This window comes from Fluviicola sp. (assembly GCF_029266855.1).
Classification (GTDB): domain Bacteria; phylum Bacteroidota; class Bacteroidia; order Flavobacteriales_D; family Crocinitomicaceae; genus Fluviicola.
The window spans coordinates 183454-200942 of record NZ_JAQSWB010000005.1 but is presented as its reverse complement, the minus strand read 5'-3'; the positions used below and the strand labels follow the sequence as shown (position 1 = coordinate 200942).

14 protein-coding genes are annotated in these 17489 nt (G+C 40.5%); 8 read left to right on the top strand and 6 right to left on the bottom strand.

Annotated elements, in window-relative coordinates; translation table 11 throughout:
- Window positions 1-15: 15 nt before the first annotated feature.
- Together folB and gltX are read right to left on the bottom strand one after the other, a co-directional pair.
- Complete coding sequence (gene folB / locus K0S23_RS12530) at window positions 16-378, bottom strand: dihydroneopterin aldolase (RefSeq protein WP_300357886.1); 363 nt, start codon at window positions 376-378, stop codon at window positions 16-18.
- Complete coding sequence (gltX, locus tag K0S23_RS12525; RefSeq protein WP_300357884.1) at window positions 375-1886, bottom strand: glutamate--tRNA ligase; 1512 nt, start codon at window positions 1884-1886, stop codon at window positions 375-377. Before gltX ends, folB begins: the two co-directional genes overlap by 4 nt.
- Before the next feature lie 230 nt (window positions 1887-2116).
- Here gltX and K0S23_RS12520 point away from each other — a divergent pair, with 230 nt between their 5' ends.
- The 5 genes from K0S23_RS12520 to K0S23_RS12500 are packed head-to-tail and all read left to right on the top strand — an operon-like array spanning window position 2117 to window position 9129.
- On the top strand, window positions 2117-5452 hold the full coding sequence (locus tag K0S23_RS12520) for a hypothetical protein (protein ID WP_300357881.1): 3336 nt from the start codon (window positions 2117-2119) through the stop codon (window positions 5450-5452).
- Window positions 5453-5478: 26 nt separating this feature from the next.
- Window positions 5479-5892 carry an ATP-binding protein gene (locus K0S23_RS12515; protein ID WP_300357879.1) on the top strand — a complete coding sequence of 138 codons (414 nt, stop codon included), beginning with the start codon at window positions 5479-5481 and terminating at the stop codon, window positions 5890-5892.
- Window positions 5892-6332, top strand: a complete 441-nt coding sequence (gene ybeY, locus K0S23_RS12510; protein ID WP_300357877.1) for an rRNA maturation RNase YbeY — start codon at window positions 5892-5894, stop codon at window positions 6330-6332. Before K0S23_RS12515 ends, ybeY begins: the two co-directional genes overlap by 1 nt.
- A 43-nt stretch (window positions 6333-6375) precedes the next feature.
- Window positions 6376-8247 (top strand): tRNA uridine-5-carboxymethylaminomethyl(34) synthesis enzyme MnmG, encoded by a 1872-nt coding sequence (mnmG, locus tag K0S23_RS12505; RefSeq protein ID WP_300357875.1) that lies wholly within the window; start codon window positions 6376-6378, stop codon window positions 8245-8247.
- Window positions 8248-8253: 6 nt separating this feature from the next.
- Window positions 8254-9129, top strand: coding sequence for a class I SAM-dependent methyltransferase (locus tag K0S23_RS12500; protein WP_300357873.1), 876 nt, complete (start codon window positions 8254-8256; stop codon window positions 9127-9129).
- A gap of 161 nt (window positions 9130-9290) precedes the next feature.
- Here the strand turns inward: K0S23_RS12500 and ispG are convergent, their stop codons facing one another.
- The 3 genes from ispG to K0S23_RS12485 all read right to left on the bottom strand — a co-directional run bounded on the left by ispG (window position 9291) and on the right by K0S23_RS12485 (window position 12624).
- On the bottom strand, window positions 9291-11201 hold the full coding sequence (ispG, locus tag K0S23_RS12495) for a (E)-4-hydroxy-3-methylbut-2-enyl-diphosphate synthase (protein ID WP_300357870.1): 1911 nt from the start codon (window positions 11199-11201) through the stop codon (window positions 9291-9293).
- Window positions 11202-11239: 38 nt separating this feature from the next.
- Window positions 11240-11542, bottom strand: coding sequence for a helix-turn-helix transcriptional regulator (locus tag K0S23_RS12490; RefSeq protein WP_300357867.1), 303 nt, complete (start codon window positions 11540-11542; stop codon window positions 11240-11242).
- Window positions 11543-11688: 146 nt separating this feature from the next.
- The gene (locus tag K0S23_RS12485) at window positions 11689-12624 is read right to left on the bottom strand and encodes a zinc-dependent peptidase (RefSeq protein ID WP_300357865.1); all 936 of its coding nucleotides are present in this window, start codon (window positions 12622-12624) and stop codon (window positions 11689-11691) included.
- A gap of 36 nt (window positions 12625-12660) precedes the next feature.
- Here K0S23_RS12485 and K0S23_RS12480 point away from each other — a divergent pair, with 36 nt between their 5' ends.
- Genes K0S23_RS12480 through K0S23_RS12470 form a run of 3 tightly spaced genes read left to right on the top strand, consistent with a single transcriptional unit; the run spans window position 12661 to window position 15114 of the window.
- Window positions 12661-13011 carry an MmcQ/YjbR family DNA-binding protein gene (locus K0S23_RS12480; protein WP_300357863.1) on the top strand — a complete coding sequence of 117 codons (351 nt, stop codon included), beginning with the start codon at window positions 12661-12663 and terminating at the stop codon, window positions 13009-13011.
- Window positions 12995-13393, top strand: a complete 399-nt coding sequence (locus tag K0S23_RS12475; protein ID WP_300357860.1) for an RNA-binding S4 domain-containing protein — start codon at window positions 12995-12997, stop codon at window positions 13391-13393. Before K0S23_RS12480 ends, K0S23_RS12475 begins: the two co-directional genes overlap by 17 nt.
- A 26-nt stretch (window positions 13394-13419) precedes the next feature.
- Window positions 13420-15114, top strand: a complete 1695-nt coding sequence (locus K0S23_RS12470) for a carbamoyltransferase C-terminal domain-containing protein (RefSeq protein WP_300357858.1) — start codon at window positions 13420-13422, stop codon at window positions 15112-15114.
- Between the two features lie 63 nt (window positions 15115-15177).
- Here the strand turns inward: K0S23_RS12470 and K0S23_RS12465 are convergent, their stop codons facing one another.
- Window positions 15178-17436, bottom strand: a complete 2259-nt coding sequence (locus K0S23_RS12465; protein ID WP_300357856.1) for a VWA domain-containing protein — start codon at window positions 17434-17436, stop codon at window positions 15178-15180.
- Window positions 17437-17489: the final 53 nt, after the last annotated feature.

Below are 17489 nucleotides of genomic sequence, written 5' to 3'. Positions count from 1 at the left end.
ATTTTTCTTATAAAACTACCAAGTTCCGGTCTCAATAATAATTGCTACATTATCTACATCTCCGTTGATAGGAGGACAGATTTTTGTGACTTTTACCCGTAAACCGACTAAGCCCTTGATTTCTTGTTCAATACGTGAAACAATGCGCTGACCTGCATGCTCGATAAGTTTGGACCGAATAGCCATTTCCTGTGCAACAATTGCATTGATATGTACATAATCAATCGTCTGACTTAATTCATCACTTAAGGCTGCTTCCTGAAAGTTGGTATTCATATGAACGTCTACAATGTAGTTTCCACCAATCTTTCCTTCTTCCTCCAGGCAGCCATGAAATGCATAGAGTTTAATTCCGTTTACTTCAATGGTATGTTTCATCCCAGTTTTGCCAATCCGTCGTTCATTCTATTCAAGCATTCTTCTTTACCCAGGTAAGCCGCTATTTCAAACATAGAAGGTCCTGTACCTGCTCCTGTCAGTAATAGTCTGAATAATGGAAGTACCGCTCCGATTCCCAATGATTTCTGCTCAAGGAATGATTTAAAAGCAGTTTCAATTGTTGCAGGATCAAAGGAAGAAAGACTGTTTAATTGGTTTTTCCATTCTGTCATCAAAGCAGCAGAATCTTCTTTCCATTTCTTTGAAACAGTTTGTTCATCGTACGTTCCCGGTTTATTGATCAGGTAGGAACCTTCTGTCATCATATCTTTAACAAAGGTCGCGCGCTCTTTCATAAGTTTGCAAAATGCTTCGAGACGTTCTTCAGAATCCGTTAAGCTGAATTGTTCTTTAAGCAAACGAGCCAATTCTTTTTCAGAAGTGTTTTTCAGATATTGCTGTTGGAACCATTTCGTTTTTTCAGGATCGAATTTTGCTCCTGCTTTCCCTACTCTATCCAGCGTAAATGCCTGGATCAATTCATCCATTGAAAAAATTTCCTGTGTTGTTCCGGGATTCCAACCCAAGAATGCAAGCATATTGATAAAAGCTCCGGGAAAGTACCCGTTTTCGCGATATCCCGAATACAACTCACCCTCGGCTGTTGTCCAGTTTGCCGGAAATACCGGGAAACCTAGACGATCGCCATCTCTTTTTGAGAGTTTACCATTTCCGTCCGGTCTCAAAAGCAAAGGCAAATGTGCGAATTGTGGTGCATCCCATCCAAAAGCCTGGTAAAGCATCACGTGCATCGGAGCGGAAGGAAGCCACTCTTCTCCGCGGATTACATGCGAAATCTTCATCAAGTGATCGTCAACAATGTTTGCCAAATGATAAGTAGGCATTCCATCGCTTTTGAATAAAACCTTGTCATCCAGGTTGTTAGTGTTTACAACAACCCACCCTCTGACAATATCTTCAAATCTAACATCCTCATTTCTAGGCATTTTGAAGCGGATTACATAAGGTTCTCCTGCTTCCAGGCGACGTTTAACTTCATCAGCCGGAAGTGTTAAAGAGTTTTTCAGGTTTGTTCGCGTAACACTGTTGTATTGCCAATTAGGCATCCCCATTTGTTTTGCCTGTTCACGAACAGCTTCTAATTCTTCAGGAGTATCGAAAGCATAATAAGCTTTGTCATTTTCGACCAGGCCTACTGCATAAGGATGATACATTTCTTTTCGCTCACTTTGAACATAAGGACCATACTCTCCACCTATTCCCGGACCTTCATCCGGAATGATTCCGCACCACTTTAACGAGTCCATAATATAATCCTGGGCGCCAGGAACAAAACGTGTCTGATCGGTGTCTTCTATTCGAATAATGAAAGTTCCATTATTGTGTTTTGCGAAAAGGTAATTATAAAGTGCTGTTCGAACACCTCCCATGTGTAAAGGTCCAGTTGGGGATGGTGCGAAGCGAACACGTACATCTGACGAACTCATGCTTATTTTTTTCAGCAAAAGTAATCATTAATTAACCCAGATTAAGCAATGTTGCTTAATCTGCCCAAAGGGTACAAGTAATTTTTTGTCGGTCAATGAATAGAAATTATCTATCCTTTGATAAAGATTAACCTTTTTTAAGGCTTAAGTGTACAGAATCCTGAATTTGAGGAAGATGTTCTGTATGAACTTTTCTACTTTAGTAAGTTATCCGTATAAGAATAGTTTTTATGTCAGCTTTTGATCGCTTAATTGAACAGATAGATGCCTTCATACGCAAGTATTACAAGAGTGAGATCTTGAAGGGTGTTTTAATCGTAGTTGGCTTTTTATTGGCCTCCTGGTTAACAGTGAGTGTCCTGGAATATTTTGGTCGTTTCCCTAGTTCGGTTCGACTTGTATTATTGATTTTGTTCCTTGGAATGAACGGGTATTTGCTTGTTCGTTATTTTGCTCTCCCGATTATGAGATTGTATTCGTTTGGAAGACGGATTAACAGGACACAGGCCGCACGAATTATCGGTTCCTTTTTTCCGAATGTATCAGATCGTTTATTAAATACTCTTCAATTGAATGAAATTGTCAATGAAGACGATCGAAGCTTTGAGTTGATCCGTGCCAGTGTTTCACAAAAGTCGAATGAACTGTTGGCAGTAAAATTCGAGGAAGCGGTTCGCTATGAGGAATCAAAAAAGTATTTGAAATATGTTATCCCGATTATTCTTGTTTTCGGAACGATTGCAATTTTCGCTCCCGGGTGGATCACCAAAGGCTCTTCCAATGTTGTGAATTTCTCGCAGGCACAGGAGGCACCGTTCGATTTCAACCTGGTAGACAAGAGAGATAAATTACGCGAAGGAAGCTCGTATAATGTTCAAGTTGATATTACCGGAATATATGTGCCGGAACATGTTTTTTTAGTTTCCAATCGCGGACGCTACAAGATGAATAAGGTTCGCAAAAATCGTCTGGCCTTCCCTATTGATAATTTGAAATCTGATTTTGTTTTTCACTTTGAAAGCGAAGGGTATGAATCGAAGGAGTTTCAGGTAAAAATTCTTGGGAATTCTTCTTTGGGAAAAGTTGTCGCAAGCCTGCATTATCCGAAGTACCTGAAGAGAAAGGATGAGCGCTTATTGAACATTGCTGATTTGGATATTCCGGAGGGAACAAAGGTCGATTGGAATGTGGAGGCACGAAATGTAAGTTGGTTTAAAGTTTTCAGTAAAGGGTTTTCAAAGCAATTTGATAGCGGAAATGGAAACTTTCAATCTGTATACAAAGAAGATGGTTCAGTAAATTTCGTTTTGAAGAATAAGGATTTGAATGTTTTGGATACTTCCAATATCCAGGTGCATGTCATCAAGGATGCTTATCCGTCGATTTTGGTTTCCGAGAGTGTTGATTCGATTAAAACTTCTGTAAGGTTATTTGAAGGATTGATCTCGGATGATTACGGATTGACCGCGCTTTATTTCATGTATACTATTCAAAAGAAGAACGGACCGGAACTGAAGCGAAAAATGTTGGTTGATAAGTACGCTTCTACCAATGATAAGTTTTCATTTGCTGTAGATTTCAGCAGGGACAATATCGATGTGGAGGATAAGATCTCTTATCACTTTCAGGTATTTGATAATGATGGTGTGAACGGATCCAAGAGCACTTCCTCTCAAAACTTCGTGTATGAATTACCTTCTTTGACCAATTTGAATGAGAAGCGTGACGAGGTTCAAAAGGAATTGAAGAATGCGTTGACAGATGTTTATAAGAAGACTGAGCAATTTCAAAAGGATGTAAACAAGCTGCAAAAATCATTGATGAATAAATCGAAAAGTGATTTTAAAAACATGGAACAGGTTCAGTCTTTGAAACAGCAACAACAATCTTTACAAGATGAATTGGAGGCGATCAAAGAAAAGTTGAACGCGAGTAACGAGGAAAAGAACAAATTAAGTGAACAGGACGAAGAACTTTTGAAGCAGCAGGAAATGATTGAAGAATTGCTGAAGGAAGTGATGGATGACGAGCTTAAGAAACTGTTGGATGATCTTGAAAAGTTGATGGAGAAGAATGATCAGCTTCAAATGAAGAATGAAACGGAGAAATTGGATGCTTCCAGTGATGAGATGAAAAAGCAATTGGATCGCACGATGGAAATGTTGAAGCGTTTGCAGGTGAATGAAAAGATTGACGATTTGGAAAAGGAATTGGATCAGTTGGCCGAGGAGCAGGAAAAATTGGAGAAGGATATCAAGGATGAAAAGGTGTCTGAAAAAGACGCATCAAAGAAACAGGACGAGTTGAACAAGAAGTTTGATGATCTGAAGAAAGACATGAAAGAACTTCAAAAGTTGAATGAAGAATTGGAGCGTCCGATGCCGATGGATTCTTTTGACCAGGAGCAGCAGGAAATTTCTGATGAAATGAATGACGCGAAGAGCAAACTTGATCAGGGTAAAAAAGGGAAAGCCGGAGAAAATCAGAAAAAGGCTGCTGAGAAAATGAAGGAACTTTCTGACCAGTTGAACAATCAGCAGGAAGCGGCCAACAAGAAGCAGGATGAAGAAGACATGAGTTTGATTCGGTTATTGCTGGAAAATTTGATGTCTTTAAGTTTTGACCAGGAATATGTAATGAACCGCTTCGGAAAAGTAAAGGATATGGATCCATATTATAATAAACTGGGAAGAAAGCAGCGGAGTATTATAGATGACAATAAATTGATCGAGGATAGTTTGATGGCTTTAGCAAAACGTCAAACAAAGATTGCACCTTTTATAGATAAAGAATTAAAAGACATTCGTTCCAATTTCGGATTGATCACAAATGAGATTGGGGAGCATAACCGAAGAGGAATGCTGCAGCATCAGCAATATGTAATGACCAGCTATAACAACTTGGCACTGATGTTAAATGAAAGTTTGCAATCAATGCAACAACAGGCACAACAGCAAAAGCCGGGTTCGGGCTCTTGCGATAATCCGGGAGGTGCGGGAAAAAAGCCGAGTGACGGACAAATGTCGCCTGGAGACATGAAGGAGATGCTAAAGAAGCAGCTCGAACAAATGAAGAAAGGACCAAATCCCGGAGGCAAGCAACCTGGCGATAAGCCCGGACAAGGGAGTCAGGGAATGCCTGGCTTAGGGAATAAGGAAGTTGCTAAGATGGCTGCTCAGCAGACGGCAATCCGTCAGCGACTGGAACAATTGCGCAATGAGATGAACAAGGATGGACAAGGAAAGGGAAATCAATTGAATCCATTGATCAAGGAATTAGAGGAACAAGAGAAACAGTTAATCAATAAACAATTCTCACCTGAGATGATCCGTCGTCAACAAGATATTTTAACTCGCTTATTGGAAAGTGAGAAAGCATTGAAGGAAAGAGGGTTTGAGGAAAAAAGAGAATCGACTTCCGGAAAAAATGTGAATTATGGTAACCTTATTCGGTTTGATGAGTATAAGCGTAACAAGCTTGGACAGGTTGAGTTGTTGCGTGCTGTGGATCCTTTATTGACAAAGTACTATAAAGACAAGGCGGGTAAATACTTCAATCAGTTCTAGTATACGTAGAACATTAAATTAAAAGAATGAAAGAAGGGTTTACTTTAATTGATTCGTTAAGCATTCCTTCAGAATTGAATAATTTACCTGTTGTTGAATCTATGATCGACAAAGCTTGTCAGACTGTTGGTATAGATGAAGACATGTACGGTAATGTTTTGATAGCGGTGACAGAGGCGGTGAACAATGCGATTATTCATGGTAACTCAATGCATGTTGCTAAGGAAGTGAAGTTGGAGTTTTATGAAACTGATGATGGTTTCGGTTTTAGAATTTGTGATGAGGGATCCGGTTTTGACCATCTTCATCTCCCCGACCCCACGGCTCCTGAGAATATTGAGAAGGAGAATGGACGTGGGATTTTCCTGATGAGAAACCTGGCCGACGAGGTTATGTTTAATGATAGTGGGAATGAAGTAAGTGTTTTTTTTAATAAGTAATGGTAGAAGTTTTCTTTGAAGATATAGAAGAAGTTCCGGGTGTTAATCCGGAATTTTTGTTTGCATGGTATTCAAATGTTTGTGAGGTGGAGAATAAAAGTTTGGGAGATGTTTCAATCATCTTTTGTTCTGATGAACACTTGCTTCAAATGAATAAGGAATACCTGCAACATGATTATTACACGGACATAATTACGTTTGATTATACCGAGGACAATTTGGTGTCGGGGGATCTGTTTATTAGTGTAGATCGGGTTGAAGACAATTCGAATGAGTTTGATTCGCTTTTCCAGGATGAATTACACCGGGTGTGTGTTCATGGGTTGTTGCACTTATGTGGATACAAGGATAAGTCTGAAAAGGACGAGGAATTGATGAGATCCAAAGAGAATGAAATGTTAATGTTGCGTAAGTTTCACGTGGAACATTTGAAGGCTTAAGTTTGATGGTAGTAATTTTGTTCCACGTGAAACATGAAATAGTATGTTGAAGAATTATGATGTCATTGTAGTGGGTGGCGGACATGCCGGTTGTGAGGCTGCGAATGCGGCTGGAAAACTGGGGAGTTCGGTATTGTTGATTACAATGAATATGAATACCATTGCTCAAATGAGTTGCAACCCGGCGATGGGTGGTGTGGCAAAAGGGCAAATTGTTCGTGAAATTGACGCGCTTGGCGGTGGATCCGGAATTGTTTCGGATTTGTCAGCGATTCAGTTTCGCATGTTGAACCGTTCAAAAGGTCCGGCAATGTGGTCGCCGCGCACACAGAATGATCGGATGAAATTTGCAGAAGAATGGCGCTTGCTCTTGGAGCAAAATCCGAATGTTGATTTTTGGCAGGACATGTGCAATGGATTGATCGTTGAGAATGGAACTGTTGTTGGTGTTCGCACTTCAATGGGGATTCCTGTATACGGAAAAGCGGTTGTTCTTACGAATGGAACTTTTCTGAATGGTTTGATTCATTTGGGTGAAAAGCAATTTGGTGGAGGAAGAATTGGTGAGAAAGGTGCAACCGGGATCACGGAAGACTTGGTGGCTTTAGGCTTTGAGTCGGGAAGAATGAAGACGGGAACTCCTCCGCGGGTTGATGGACGTTCTTTGGATTATTCCAAAATGGAGATTCAGGAAGGAGACGAGAACCCAAACAAGTTTTCATATGGAAATACGGAAGCTTTGAAAATTCAGCGTGCTTGTCATATAACTTATACCTCTACCCTGACTCACGATTTGTTACGTGAAGGTTTTGATCGCTCACCTATGTTTAATGGTGCTATAAAAAGCAGCGGACCGAGATATTGTCCGAGTATTGAAGATAAAATCAATCGCTTTGCAGATAGAGACAGACACCAAATCTTTGTTGAACCGGAAGGCTGGAAGACAGTTGAGATCTATGTGAATGGTTTCTCAACAAGTTTGCCGGAGGACGTTCAGTTAAAAGCGCTTCGTTCTATCCCCGGATTTGAAGCAGCAAAGATGTTTCGACCAGGTTATGCCATTGAGTACGATTACTTCCCTCCTACCCAACTAAAACATACGTTGGAAACTAAGTTGATTGAAGGTTTGTATTTCGCAGGACAGATCAATGGAACAACCGGGTATGAGGAGGCGGCATGTCAGGGACTGATGGCTGGAATCAATGCGGCTTTGAAAGTCCAGGAGAAAACTCCGTTTATTCTATCCAGAAGCGACGCTTATATTGGCGTTTTGATTGATGATTTGATAACAAAGGGAACACAGGAGCCATACCGTATGTTTACTTCGCGGGCAGAATACCGTATTTTGCTGCGTCAGGATAATGCAGACGTTCGTTTAACACCACTTGCTTTTGAATTAGGGTTGCAAGATCAGGAAGCTTTGGATCGTGTGAATAGAAAAGTAAATGCTGCTAAGGAATTGATTGGAGTTTTAAGGAAGGAAGGTGTAACTCCGGAAATCGCAAACCCAATTTTGGAAGGTGTTGGAAGTTCTCCGCTTTCACAACAAATCAAGTTAGCATCGGTTATTACAAGACCACATATTACGATGGAGCACGTGCTTCAAATGAGTGAGCAGGTGCGTGATTTAGCAGAGAAGTTACACGTGGAACATTCGGATGCAGTTGAGCAGGCTGAAATACTGTTAAAGTACGAAGGCTATATTGCCCGTGAGGAGGAAGTGGCTTTAAAGTTGTCGCGTCTGGAGTCTGTTGTTATTCCACCTTCTACTGATTATGACTCTATGAAGTCAATATCCCTGGAAGCAAGGGATAAGTTGAGTAAGATTAAGCCTGTGACTATTGGTCAGGCATCAAGAGTTAGTGGAGTTTCCCCTAGCGATATTTCAGTTTTATTAATTCATTTAGGAAGGTAGTTTCACGTGGAACATGTAAATCAATCAGCTTGCCCCGCTTGTGGAGCAGAATCATTTAGTACGTATTTGACAGTTAAAGATCACTTTCTTTCAAAGGAGGATTTCAAACTCGAACTTTGCAATTCATGTAATTTGCTTTTTACGAATCCAAGACCAACCCCGGATCGCATCGGTGAATACTATAAATCGGAAGATTATGTGTCTCATAGTTCCACGAAGAAAGGCTTAGTCAATAAGGTTTACAATTGGGTACGATCTTATACTTTAAAGAAAAAGATGTCTTTACTAAAGGAATTAACTCCTGGAAGGAAACTCTTGGATATTGGTGCCGGAACAGGACATTTTTTAGCAAAGGCTAAAGAATCCGGATATGTTGTTTTAGGTTTGGAACCCGATGAAGATGCCCGTAAAGTGGCTTTGGCGGAAAATAGAATTGAGTTAAAGGATCTTAGTTTACTTCATAGCTTGGAGGAGACTTTTGATGTTGTTTCCATGTGGCATGTTTTAGAGCACGTTTATGATCTGCGGGTTGATCTTGAGAAAATAGTTTCTTTAGTAAACCAGGATGGTGTTTTAATTATTGCAGTTCCAAATTACACTTCTTTCGATGCACAATATTATAAAGAGTATTGGGCGGCATATGATGTTCCACGACATTTATATCACTTCTCTCCGAAATCAATTATTCCATTAGTTGAATCTAAAGGGTTGAGATTTGAAAAAATGCTTCCAATGAAATTTGACAGTTATTATGTTTCGATGTTGAGTGAAAAATATAAAGGTGGTTCAATGCTGAAAGCGATGAGAATTGGATTTTTGTCCAATCAGAAAGCCAGAGAGGGATTGTCAAGCTCTCAGATCTATATTTTCCGCAAGAAATAGTGTTTTTAAGCCCTCTGAGGGGCTTTTTTTGTGTTTGGAAGGGAAACACCTTTTGTGTGGCTAGATCTGTCAGGAAATCAAGTGAAATTTTTAACTTTTTTGGGTGTTTTTAAGCCGATATAACTAATTTATTCCTCTTCTTTCCTACGATTGAATTGGTTTTATTTATTTGGCTCGATCCAATCACCATTTTCGCGAATCAGTTCGATTAGTGCATCAACTGCTTCTGCCTCGGAAACATTTTTCCGCACCACTGTTTTTTCTTTGTACAAATTAATTTTTCCCGGACCGGTTCCAACATATCCGTAATCTGCATCCGCCATTTCTCCCGGACCGTTTACAATGCAACCCATGATCCCGATTTTGATTCCTTTTAAGTGTGAGGTTCGTTCGCGAATCTTTCCGGTTGTCTCTTGCAGGTCAAAAAGAGTTCTTCCGCATGAGGGGCACGAGATGTATTCTGTTTTTGAAATCCGTGTACGTGTGGCCTGAAGTATTCCAAAGGATAAGCTGTTCAAATCAACCAGGGATCTGGGAGCTGTGATCCATAGTCCATCACCAAAACCGTCAATAAAATGAATCCCAGCGTCTGAACTAGCATATAATTGGAGGTTTTCGAGTTCTTCCAGCTCATAATTGAGCTTAAGAATAACTGGAGAAGTGTTGTTCAATTCCGCCAATTCATATTGAAATTTGCGAATAACCTGTGTTTTTTGCTGTCTTTTGGTTTCTACGACATATACTGTGTCTTCTGTCGGGAGATCAGAAGCAGAATACTCGGTATCTAAATCGACATATAAAAAGACGATTCCTCCAGGTTTGTTTTGCCTGTATTCTTTGAGTGTGCAAAAAGGATAAGCATCTGATCGCCGGTGTTTTTCCCAGGTTTGATAGTTTTGAACCAAACGGATTGTTCCCGGGATTTCGAAGTCAATGGTTTGATCCCCAAGGTAAACAAAGTCGGCTGCCTGATCAAAAATGTTCCATTTATCCAATTGCTCTGAATAGGAATACCCGAATCCAAAAAAATTAGTTGAAACTATTTTATTCTTCTTTGAAAGATCTGCAAAAACAATTGAAGTATTGCTTCCGCCAATATTTAGTAAAGATTTGGTTATACGTTTGTTGTGATTGAAATAATCTAATTTAATATTGGACGAATAATTTAGTTTATATTCTTCTATTTTATCGAATTTTTGAATCAATTTCCGGGCAACCGGAATTTCTAATTCGGGATCCTCAGTAAGTGAAACACGAATTGTATCTCCTAAGCCGTCTTCCATTAGTGCACCTATTCCAACAGCGGATTTAATTCTTCCATCTTCACCGTCGCCTGCTTCGGTAACTCCGAGGTGCAGCGGGTAATTCATTCCCTGCTCTTTCATCCTCTGAACCAAAAGTCGATAGGCTTGAACCATCACAAGCGTATTGCTTGCTTTCATCGAGATGATCAATTCGTGATAATTATTTTTTCTGCAGATATGAATAAACTCCATTGCAGATTGAACCATTCCTTCCGGGGTGTCGCCGAATCTGCTCAAAATCCGGTCAGAAAGCGAACCGTGATTCGTCCCGATACGCATAGCCGTTCCCTGTTCTTTGCAAAGCAAAACAAGCGGAGTAAACTTCTCTTCGATTCGAAGGAGTTCTGCCTGGTAACTTTCTTCGGTATAATCTATTTCTTCGAATTTCTTTTTGTCGGCATAGTTCCCTGGATTTACACGCACCTTCTCGATTAGTTTTGCTGCGATTTCAGCGGCATTTGGTGTAAAGTGAATATCTGCTACCAAAGGAGTGTCGTAACCTCTTCTAAGGAGTTCTTTTTTGATGACACTAAGGTTTTCCGCTTCCTTTTTGGAAGGGGCTGTCAGACGAACCAATTCACATCCTGCATCAATCATTCGAATGGATTGTTCCACAGAGCCTTCCGTATCCATGGTATCAGTAGTAGTCATCGACTGGACCCTGATTGGATTATTCCCTCCGATTACTGTGTTGCCAACCTTTACCTCGCGTGTTTCAAATCGTTCCCGGTTAAATAAGTCCTTACAGAAATGATCTTGTTCTGACATTTTTAAAAAATTGTGCATCACAAAGATACGCAATGATTTTACTGGTTTATCTCTTGGATAAGCATTTGAATGAGAAGACCGGCTTCTGACTTTAAATAATAGCTTCCTTCATTTTCTTTATAATCTGTGTAAACCAATTCAGCAAACATCAGTTCTTTTGTGTGTTTTGAGATCGCCGATTTGCTCAGTTTCGTAAGTTTTTGGAAGGTAGGACTGTTTGCCTTTTGATTTTCAAAAAGGTACTGCATGATTGTTATACGAGCAGGGTGGCCTAATGCTTTAGCAATGCGTGCTAATTGAAGTGTTTGTTCCGAATAAGGATAAATTTTACTGATTCCCATAACTACTTTCTTATTTAAGTTAAGAAAAAAGTTCGTTAGAATGCAAATCGTGATTTAAAATATTGAAAATTAGACACTTCCACCATATGGTAAATAGGTAAATAGGTAAATAGGTAAATAGGTAAATAGGTAAATAGGATGAATTCCTAATAATGCACACTACCACAACAATGTTTAAACTTCTCGCCGCTATTGCAAACACAGGGATCATTCCTCCCAATAACGTTTTTCTTACTGGTCAGCAGCCTGTCTGACATTTTCTGATTGAAAATTTTCTCCAGTAAGGTATACAATTCCGGATGTTTTTCTTCCAAAAGTTTCGGTCGCTCAAAAAAGTATTCACTCACAACAGAGAAAAATTCTGCGCGATTGGTTCCTCCGTAAGGATTAATATCGGATTTTCTCTCATAGATGTGTTCCATCTCTTTGGTGATCAGGTTAATCCATGGAAGGGCATATTGTCTCTCCATTAATAATTTAGGGACGCCATCTATTTCACCATCCGATTTATCAATTAAATGAACGAACTCATGAATGGCTGTATTTTGCTTATCCGATTCGTTTTTGAATCCCAGTCTGAGTGCTTCTTTCGACAGGATCATAATTCCTTCCATGTTTTGATTTCCGACCATTCCCAGTATCATACGGTCTGATTCTCCTTCAAACTGGTAATTTTCATCGAACATAGCGGGGTATAAAAGTACTTCTCGAATATTACTGTATTTCCATGAGTCAAAACCAAAGACAGGAATGATGGCACTGGAAGCAACCAATAATTTGTCGCGTAAATCCACATCTGTTTTTACTCCGGTGATTCTGCAGTTAAGCAGGAACTCCTGAACCTTGTATTCAAATCGTGCTTTTTCAGCACTGTCAAGGGAGTAATAAAACAAGACTTCCCGGTTCAGCAATTCTCTCCACTGAAGTGGAAACGTTTCCTGTGGAACTTTCCATTTGGGATTGGCAACTTTGTTGTAGGAATTCCAGCCCAAACCCAATAGAAGAGCAATGAGAATAAAGAGTATGATAGTGACCATCGTATTATTTACCGTTTGAATGATGAAGATAGAAAAACTTAGCATTATGTGATGATTAGCACTTTTTCGTAACTTTCCGGCATGCATTTCGACGAATTGATCCATTTTTGCTTTCAGCTTCCGGGAGCGACTGAAACATTTCCTTTTGATAAGCGAACGCTTGTGATTAAAGTCCAGGGTAAAATGTTTGCCTTGGTGAACGTTGATAATCCTGTTTCAATAAATCTTAAATGCGATCCCGAAAAAGCCATTGAACTGCGGGAGCGTTACGATGGTATTCAGCCGGGTTATCATATGAGTAAGAAACATTGGAATACTGTCTCTTTGGAAGGATTAGTTGATGATTCCATGATCAAAGAATTGATCGTACATTCTTACGATCTGGTTGTTTCGTCTTTGCCTAAAAAATTGAGAGATGAGCTTAAGAATTGATAAATATGTTTGGTTTGTTCGCTTGGCTAAAACAAGAACTCTGGCAACAGAGATGGTTCAGAAGAACAAAATAAAATTGAACCAAAATCCGGTTAAACCTTCGAAAGAAGTAAAAATAGGAGATACGATCTCGATCATTAAGAACAACGCGACATTCAGTTATAAGATCAAGGATTTATTGGACAGGAGAGTAGGTGCAAAACTGGTTGCAGATTACCTGATCGATATTACGGATCCTCTGGAATTGGAGAAATTCAAGACTTACCGTGAAGCACAAAGTGTGTACCGGGAATATGGAACGGGTCGCCCTTCCCGGAAGGATCGTGATAATTTAGATTCCTTTTTTGAATGGCTTGAAGATGAGGATGAAGGAGACGATTAACAAAAACTGGAACTAAGCTACTATTCATGTCAAAACCACTTTATGTTCTGGGAACAGGACTTTCTCACAACGGATCTGCAGTCTTATTGAAAGACGGGCATGTTTGCGTCGGAATTGAAAAAGAACGCATTACCAGGATCAAACACGACGGAGGAAATGATACGGACGCCATTCAGTATTGCCTGGATGCAGAGGGAATTACACTCGAAGATGTTGAATTGGTTGTGCAAACAGCTAATTTTGAGATTCCGGATCGAAACAGGTTTCACGGGAAACGACTGTTTTCCGGAACAGAAGCACCTCCATTGATCAGTATTTCCCATCATTTGGCTCATGCTTACAGTGCGGTGGGAACCTGTGATTTTGACGATTGTCTCGTAATGGTGATCGATGGCTGTGGAAGCCCATATGAACAGTGCTCTGATATAAGCGACAACACAATTATTCCGGGTAAGAGAATCCTGGAGTTGGGAGAGAGAATGTATTGTGAAAAGGATAGTTTTTATCATTTTGACGGACAAAAAATGAATGCTCTTTTCAAGGATTTTAGTGAGGTTGAACTGAATCCGGGAAATGATCTGAAATTACCTGCAACGAAACATTCTATTGGTGGATTTTATGCTGCAGTCAGCCGATATGTCTTTGGAAATATGGATGATGTGGGGAAGTTGATGGGTTTGGCTCCTTATGGAAAAGCGGGAAGAATAGAAAAGGAAGCTTTCAAGTTTGAAAACGGATCCTTGCTGGTCCGCGACGATTGGCAGGAAGTTTTCACAAGACCATTTACGGGTTATGTCTTTTTCAAGGATCATTTTCAATATTATGCGGATGTGGCTTTTTGGGCCCAGAAACAAGTTGAAAAAGCTGTCCGTTGGTGTTTTGAGAACCGTTTGGAGCGTTTTCCGGGTAAAAAGGTGTGTTATAGCGGCGGCGTGGCTTTAAATGCCGTAGCGAACGCTTTTTTACTAAATGAAGGAGTCGTTTCTGATTTTTACATCGAACCTGCGGCAGGAGATAATGGTCTCGCATTGGGATGTGCCTATTACGGTTGGCTTGAAGTTTTGAACAGGTCGAAAGTTAAGTCCGATGAAAACACCTGTTTTGGCAGAAGCTATTCTGATTCGGAGATTGAATCTGCTTTGGCAAGTGCGTCTGAAAGTTGGAAGATCCTGCGATTGGAAACATCCGAGCTGCTTGCATTTACTTCGAAGAAATTAGCTGAGGGGAAAACCATCGGCTGGTTCCAGGATCATTCCGAATTCGGACCCCGCGCATTAGGACACAGAAGCATCCTGGCTCATCCCGGCATTAAGGGTTTGGGAGATCACATCAATGCGAATATTAAGTTTAGGGAAGATTTTCGACCCTTTGCCCCGGCAGTTTTACCTGAGTTTGCTGCTACTTATTTTAAGTCCGGAAGAAAAAGCCCGTATATGATTTTGGTGGATGATACCAAAGCTGAATACGTGGAACAATTACAAAACGTAACTCACGTAAATGGAACAGCTCGCGTTCAAACGGTAGACAAAACGTGGAATGAGTTGTTTTTCAAATTGATTCAGGCTTTTCAGAAGGAAACAGGAATGGGGGTTTTGCTTAATACCAGTTTTAACAAGAAAGGAATGCCCATTGTGGAAACTCCTGAACAAGCTCTTGCTTTGTTTAAGGAATCGGCATTGGATGTTTTGGTGCTGAATCACGTAATAATCAGCAAAATATAAAAGTGATTTTATAAACTTTCATCCGAAGTTTCCCCCGGATGAAAGCAAATCTTGTGTGGATTTTTAAGGCTCAGCACGCAATTGTTCAAATACGCTAACGTATTCCTGTAATTTTTCAAATAAGCCTTTCAAATCTGCCGGAATAGCTTGCGGAAACAATTTGGTAATTTGTGCAACCCCATTGTTGGCTGCTTTTTCAGCCCCTGCTTTATCTCCTGCAGCAAACCTTTCAGCCATTAATTTCATGCTTTGATTGACAATGGCGACTGTCATCATGCGCTTATGGTTCATATCCAGCGTCATATCGAGCAAACCGGTCGCTGTACTCCATTCCGGGTGCAGTTCTTTTTCTACGATTTTTTGCTTTTTACTCACCGGATCCGTATAAGTCATTCGCGCAACAACTTTTTGTTGTTCGATTGCCGGGGTTGAATGAATAACATCCATTTTCACCAGGGCCATTTTCTGTAATCCCGGGAACAAATGATCAATGTCCACAGTGACGTTGCCCGGGTTGACCTTCGCATTTTCATAGCCCAATAACTGGCGGTAAACGATCTGGTCATTGAATATGATTTCCAGTTTCACGTCTGTCCCAATCGGATCAATAGCACCCTCGAAGGTTTTGAGAAATGCCTGACTGTAGTGAGAAGGATCGCCTGCCATTTGCATAGTTCCTCCGCCAATAGTTGCCAGTTGTTCGAGCAAAGCAGCATTGTAGTCGTAACCAACTCCGATCGCTGAAATTTGCAATCCTTTTGCGGCATAGGTTTTTGCCAGATTGACCGAAAGCTCCGGTTCGTCGCCACCATATCCGTCTGATAATAACACGAGGCGGTTTACCATATTGGGTTTCTTATTGGCTTCCAGTTGTTTGAGTCCTTCTTCGAAACCAATGGAAATATTTGTCCCTCCGCGAGGTTGCAATGCACTGATAATATCACAGATTGCAGTTTTATTGGTTACTGGCTGAGATGCTAATACTTTGTACAAATTGTCATCGAATGCTACAATTCCGATCCGGTCTTGCGGAGTCAGTCGGCCGATCAATTCGATCAGTGTCTTTTTCAATAATTCCAGCCTGTTGTCATTCGACATGGAACCGGATACGTCGATCACGAACAAGAGGTTTTTAGGAACGTAAGCTTTTTTGTTTCTTGAATTTACTTTAAAACCAACTTCTAAAACCGCTTCTTTTGATGAAGCATTGAACTTATTTCCCCATTTTAAAAACAGGTCAACCTCATTCTCGCTTGAGGGATATTGTGCTGTTACAAAATCATTTACATTCAAAGCCACCAGGTCTTTCACACGGGGAATGAAAGATTCGATGTTTTCAAGTCGCGGATCCGGAGTGTATTGAATGGTCCGGCCCATAGTTGCAAAACCTTTCATTCTGCTCAGATCTAGCGCTTCCGCATCTTTTTGAAAGGTAAAATCGACCACGTATTTTGTCTTTAGGGGAAGCATAAAAACAACTTTTCCCTGCTGGTCTGTCTTTCCTTTGTATTTAATCGGACCGCCAACTGTTTTTAAATAGACCGGTTCATTGGCAATCGGCACGCCGTTTTTACGAATGGTTAAACTGACATGTGCGTGTGAACTGCTCGGTTTGATGCCGGCAGGAATAGTTTGAACAGTATATTTCCCGGTTTTTGTTTCGGTAAAGGCCTTTTTTTCGTATGTAATAAATGATGTTCTGGCAACAGACTCGCTTCCAAAATCGGCCCAGTCCATGGATGGAATGTCAGCAACATCAATTTCGTAATCGTTTTTGTTCGGAACCATGAAAATGCATTCTCCGAGCGCGTTGGTGGTTCCTGTAAATTGTTCTGCCAGTTTAAAACAGGTCATGTTGACCGGAGTGTTTGCCTGTGGTTTTCCTTCCCGATCCTTCAGTACTACTTTCAACAAGCAGTGAGAGGCATCAGGAGGTGTCATGGATGGAATTTTTTGAGGTGTTTTCTTGAAAACAATAGTAGATCTGTCCGGCAAAATCCGATTTTCCCGCTCCCATTCTTCGAGGTCATAAGTTAAATGATTGCTTGCATTTCCTCTGCCCCCGCCTTCAATCCATAAGCAATTGGTCATCTCGCCAACTGATCCGATCCAGAGTTCTCCATGATCGAATACCATATCCAGAACACCTGAAGCATTGGTATGCTTTTCGATACGTTCGAAGGTTGTTGATTCAACGAATCGGACAGAGAGATTCCCTGCGGGCTGATCCTGGTTGTTTACTACCTGTAAGTGGTAATTGATTTGAGCATTGGCAATGGGTATGCAGCAAAACACTGCCAATAGAAGGCGAAATGGTTTCATAAGTTTTAACAATTGGGTTTGTACTATTCAAACTCCGGATTTCGAATTCGTTA

Coding starts and splice junctions, on each gene's coding strand:
- folB (WP_300357886.1), bottom strand. CDS start 378: ATGAAACATACCATTGAAGTAAACGGAATTAAACTCTATGCATTTCAT.
- gltX (WP_300357884.1), bottom strand. CDS start 1,886: ATGAGTTCGTCAGATGTACGTGTTCGCTTCGCACCATCCCCAACTGGA.
- K0S23_RS12520 (WP_300357881.1), top strand. CDS start 2,117: ATGTCAGCTTTTGATCGCTTAATTGAACAGATAGATGCCTTCATACGC.
- K0S23_RS12515 (WP_300357879.1), top strand. CDS start 5,479: ATGAAAGAAGGGTTTACTTTAATTGATTCGTTAAGCATTCCTTCAGAA.
- ybeY (WP_300357877.1), top strand. CDS start 5,892: ATGGTAGAAGTTTTCTTTGAAGATATAGAAGAAGTTCCGGGTGTTAAT.
- mnmG (WP_300357875.1), top strand. CDS start 6,376: ATGTTGAAGAATTATGATGTCATTGTAGTGGGTGGCGGACATGCCGGT.
- ispG (WP_300357870.1), bottom strand. CDS start 11,201: ATGTCAGAACAAGATCATTTCTGTAAGGACTTATTTAACCGGGAACGA.
- K0S23_RS12490 (WP_300357867.1), bottom strand. CDS start 11,542: ATGGGAATCAGTAAAATTTATCCTTATTCGGAACAAACACTTCAATTA.
- K0S23_RS12485 (WP_300357865.1), bottom strand. CDS start 12,624: ATGCTAAGTTTTTCTATCTTCATCATTCAAACGGTAAATAATACGATG.
- K0S23_RS12480 (WP_300357863.1), top strand. CDS start 12,661: ATGCATTTCGACGAATTGATCCATTTTTGCTTTCAGCTTCCGGGAGCG.
- K0S23_RS12475 (WP_300357860.1), top strand. CDS start 12,995: ATGAGCTTAAGAATTGATAAATATGTTTGGTTTGTTCGCTTGGCTAAA.
- K0S23_RS12470 (WP_300357858.1), top strand. CDS start 13,420: ATGTCAAAACCACTTTATGTTCTGGGAACAGGACTTTCTCACAACGGA.
- K0S23_RS12465 (WP_300357856.1), bottom strand. CDS start 17,436: ATGAAACCATTTCGCCTTCTATTGGCAGTGTTTTGCTGCATACCCATT.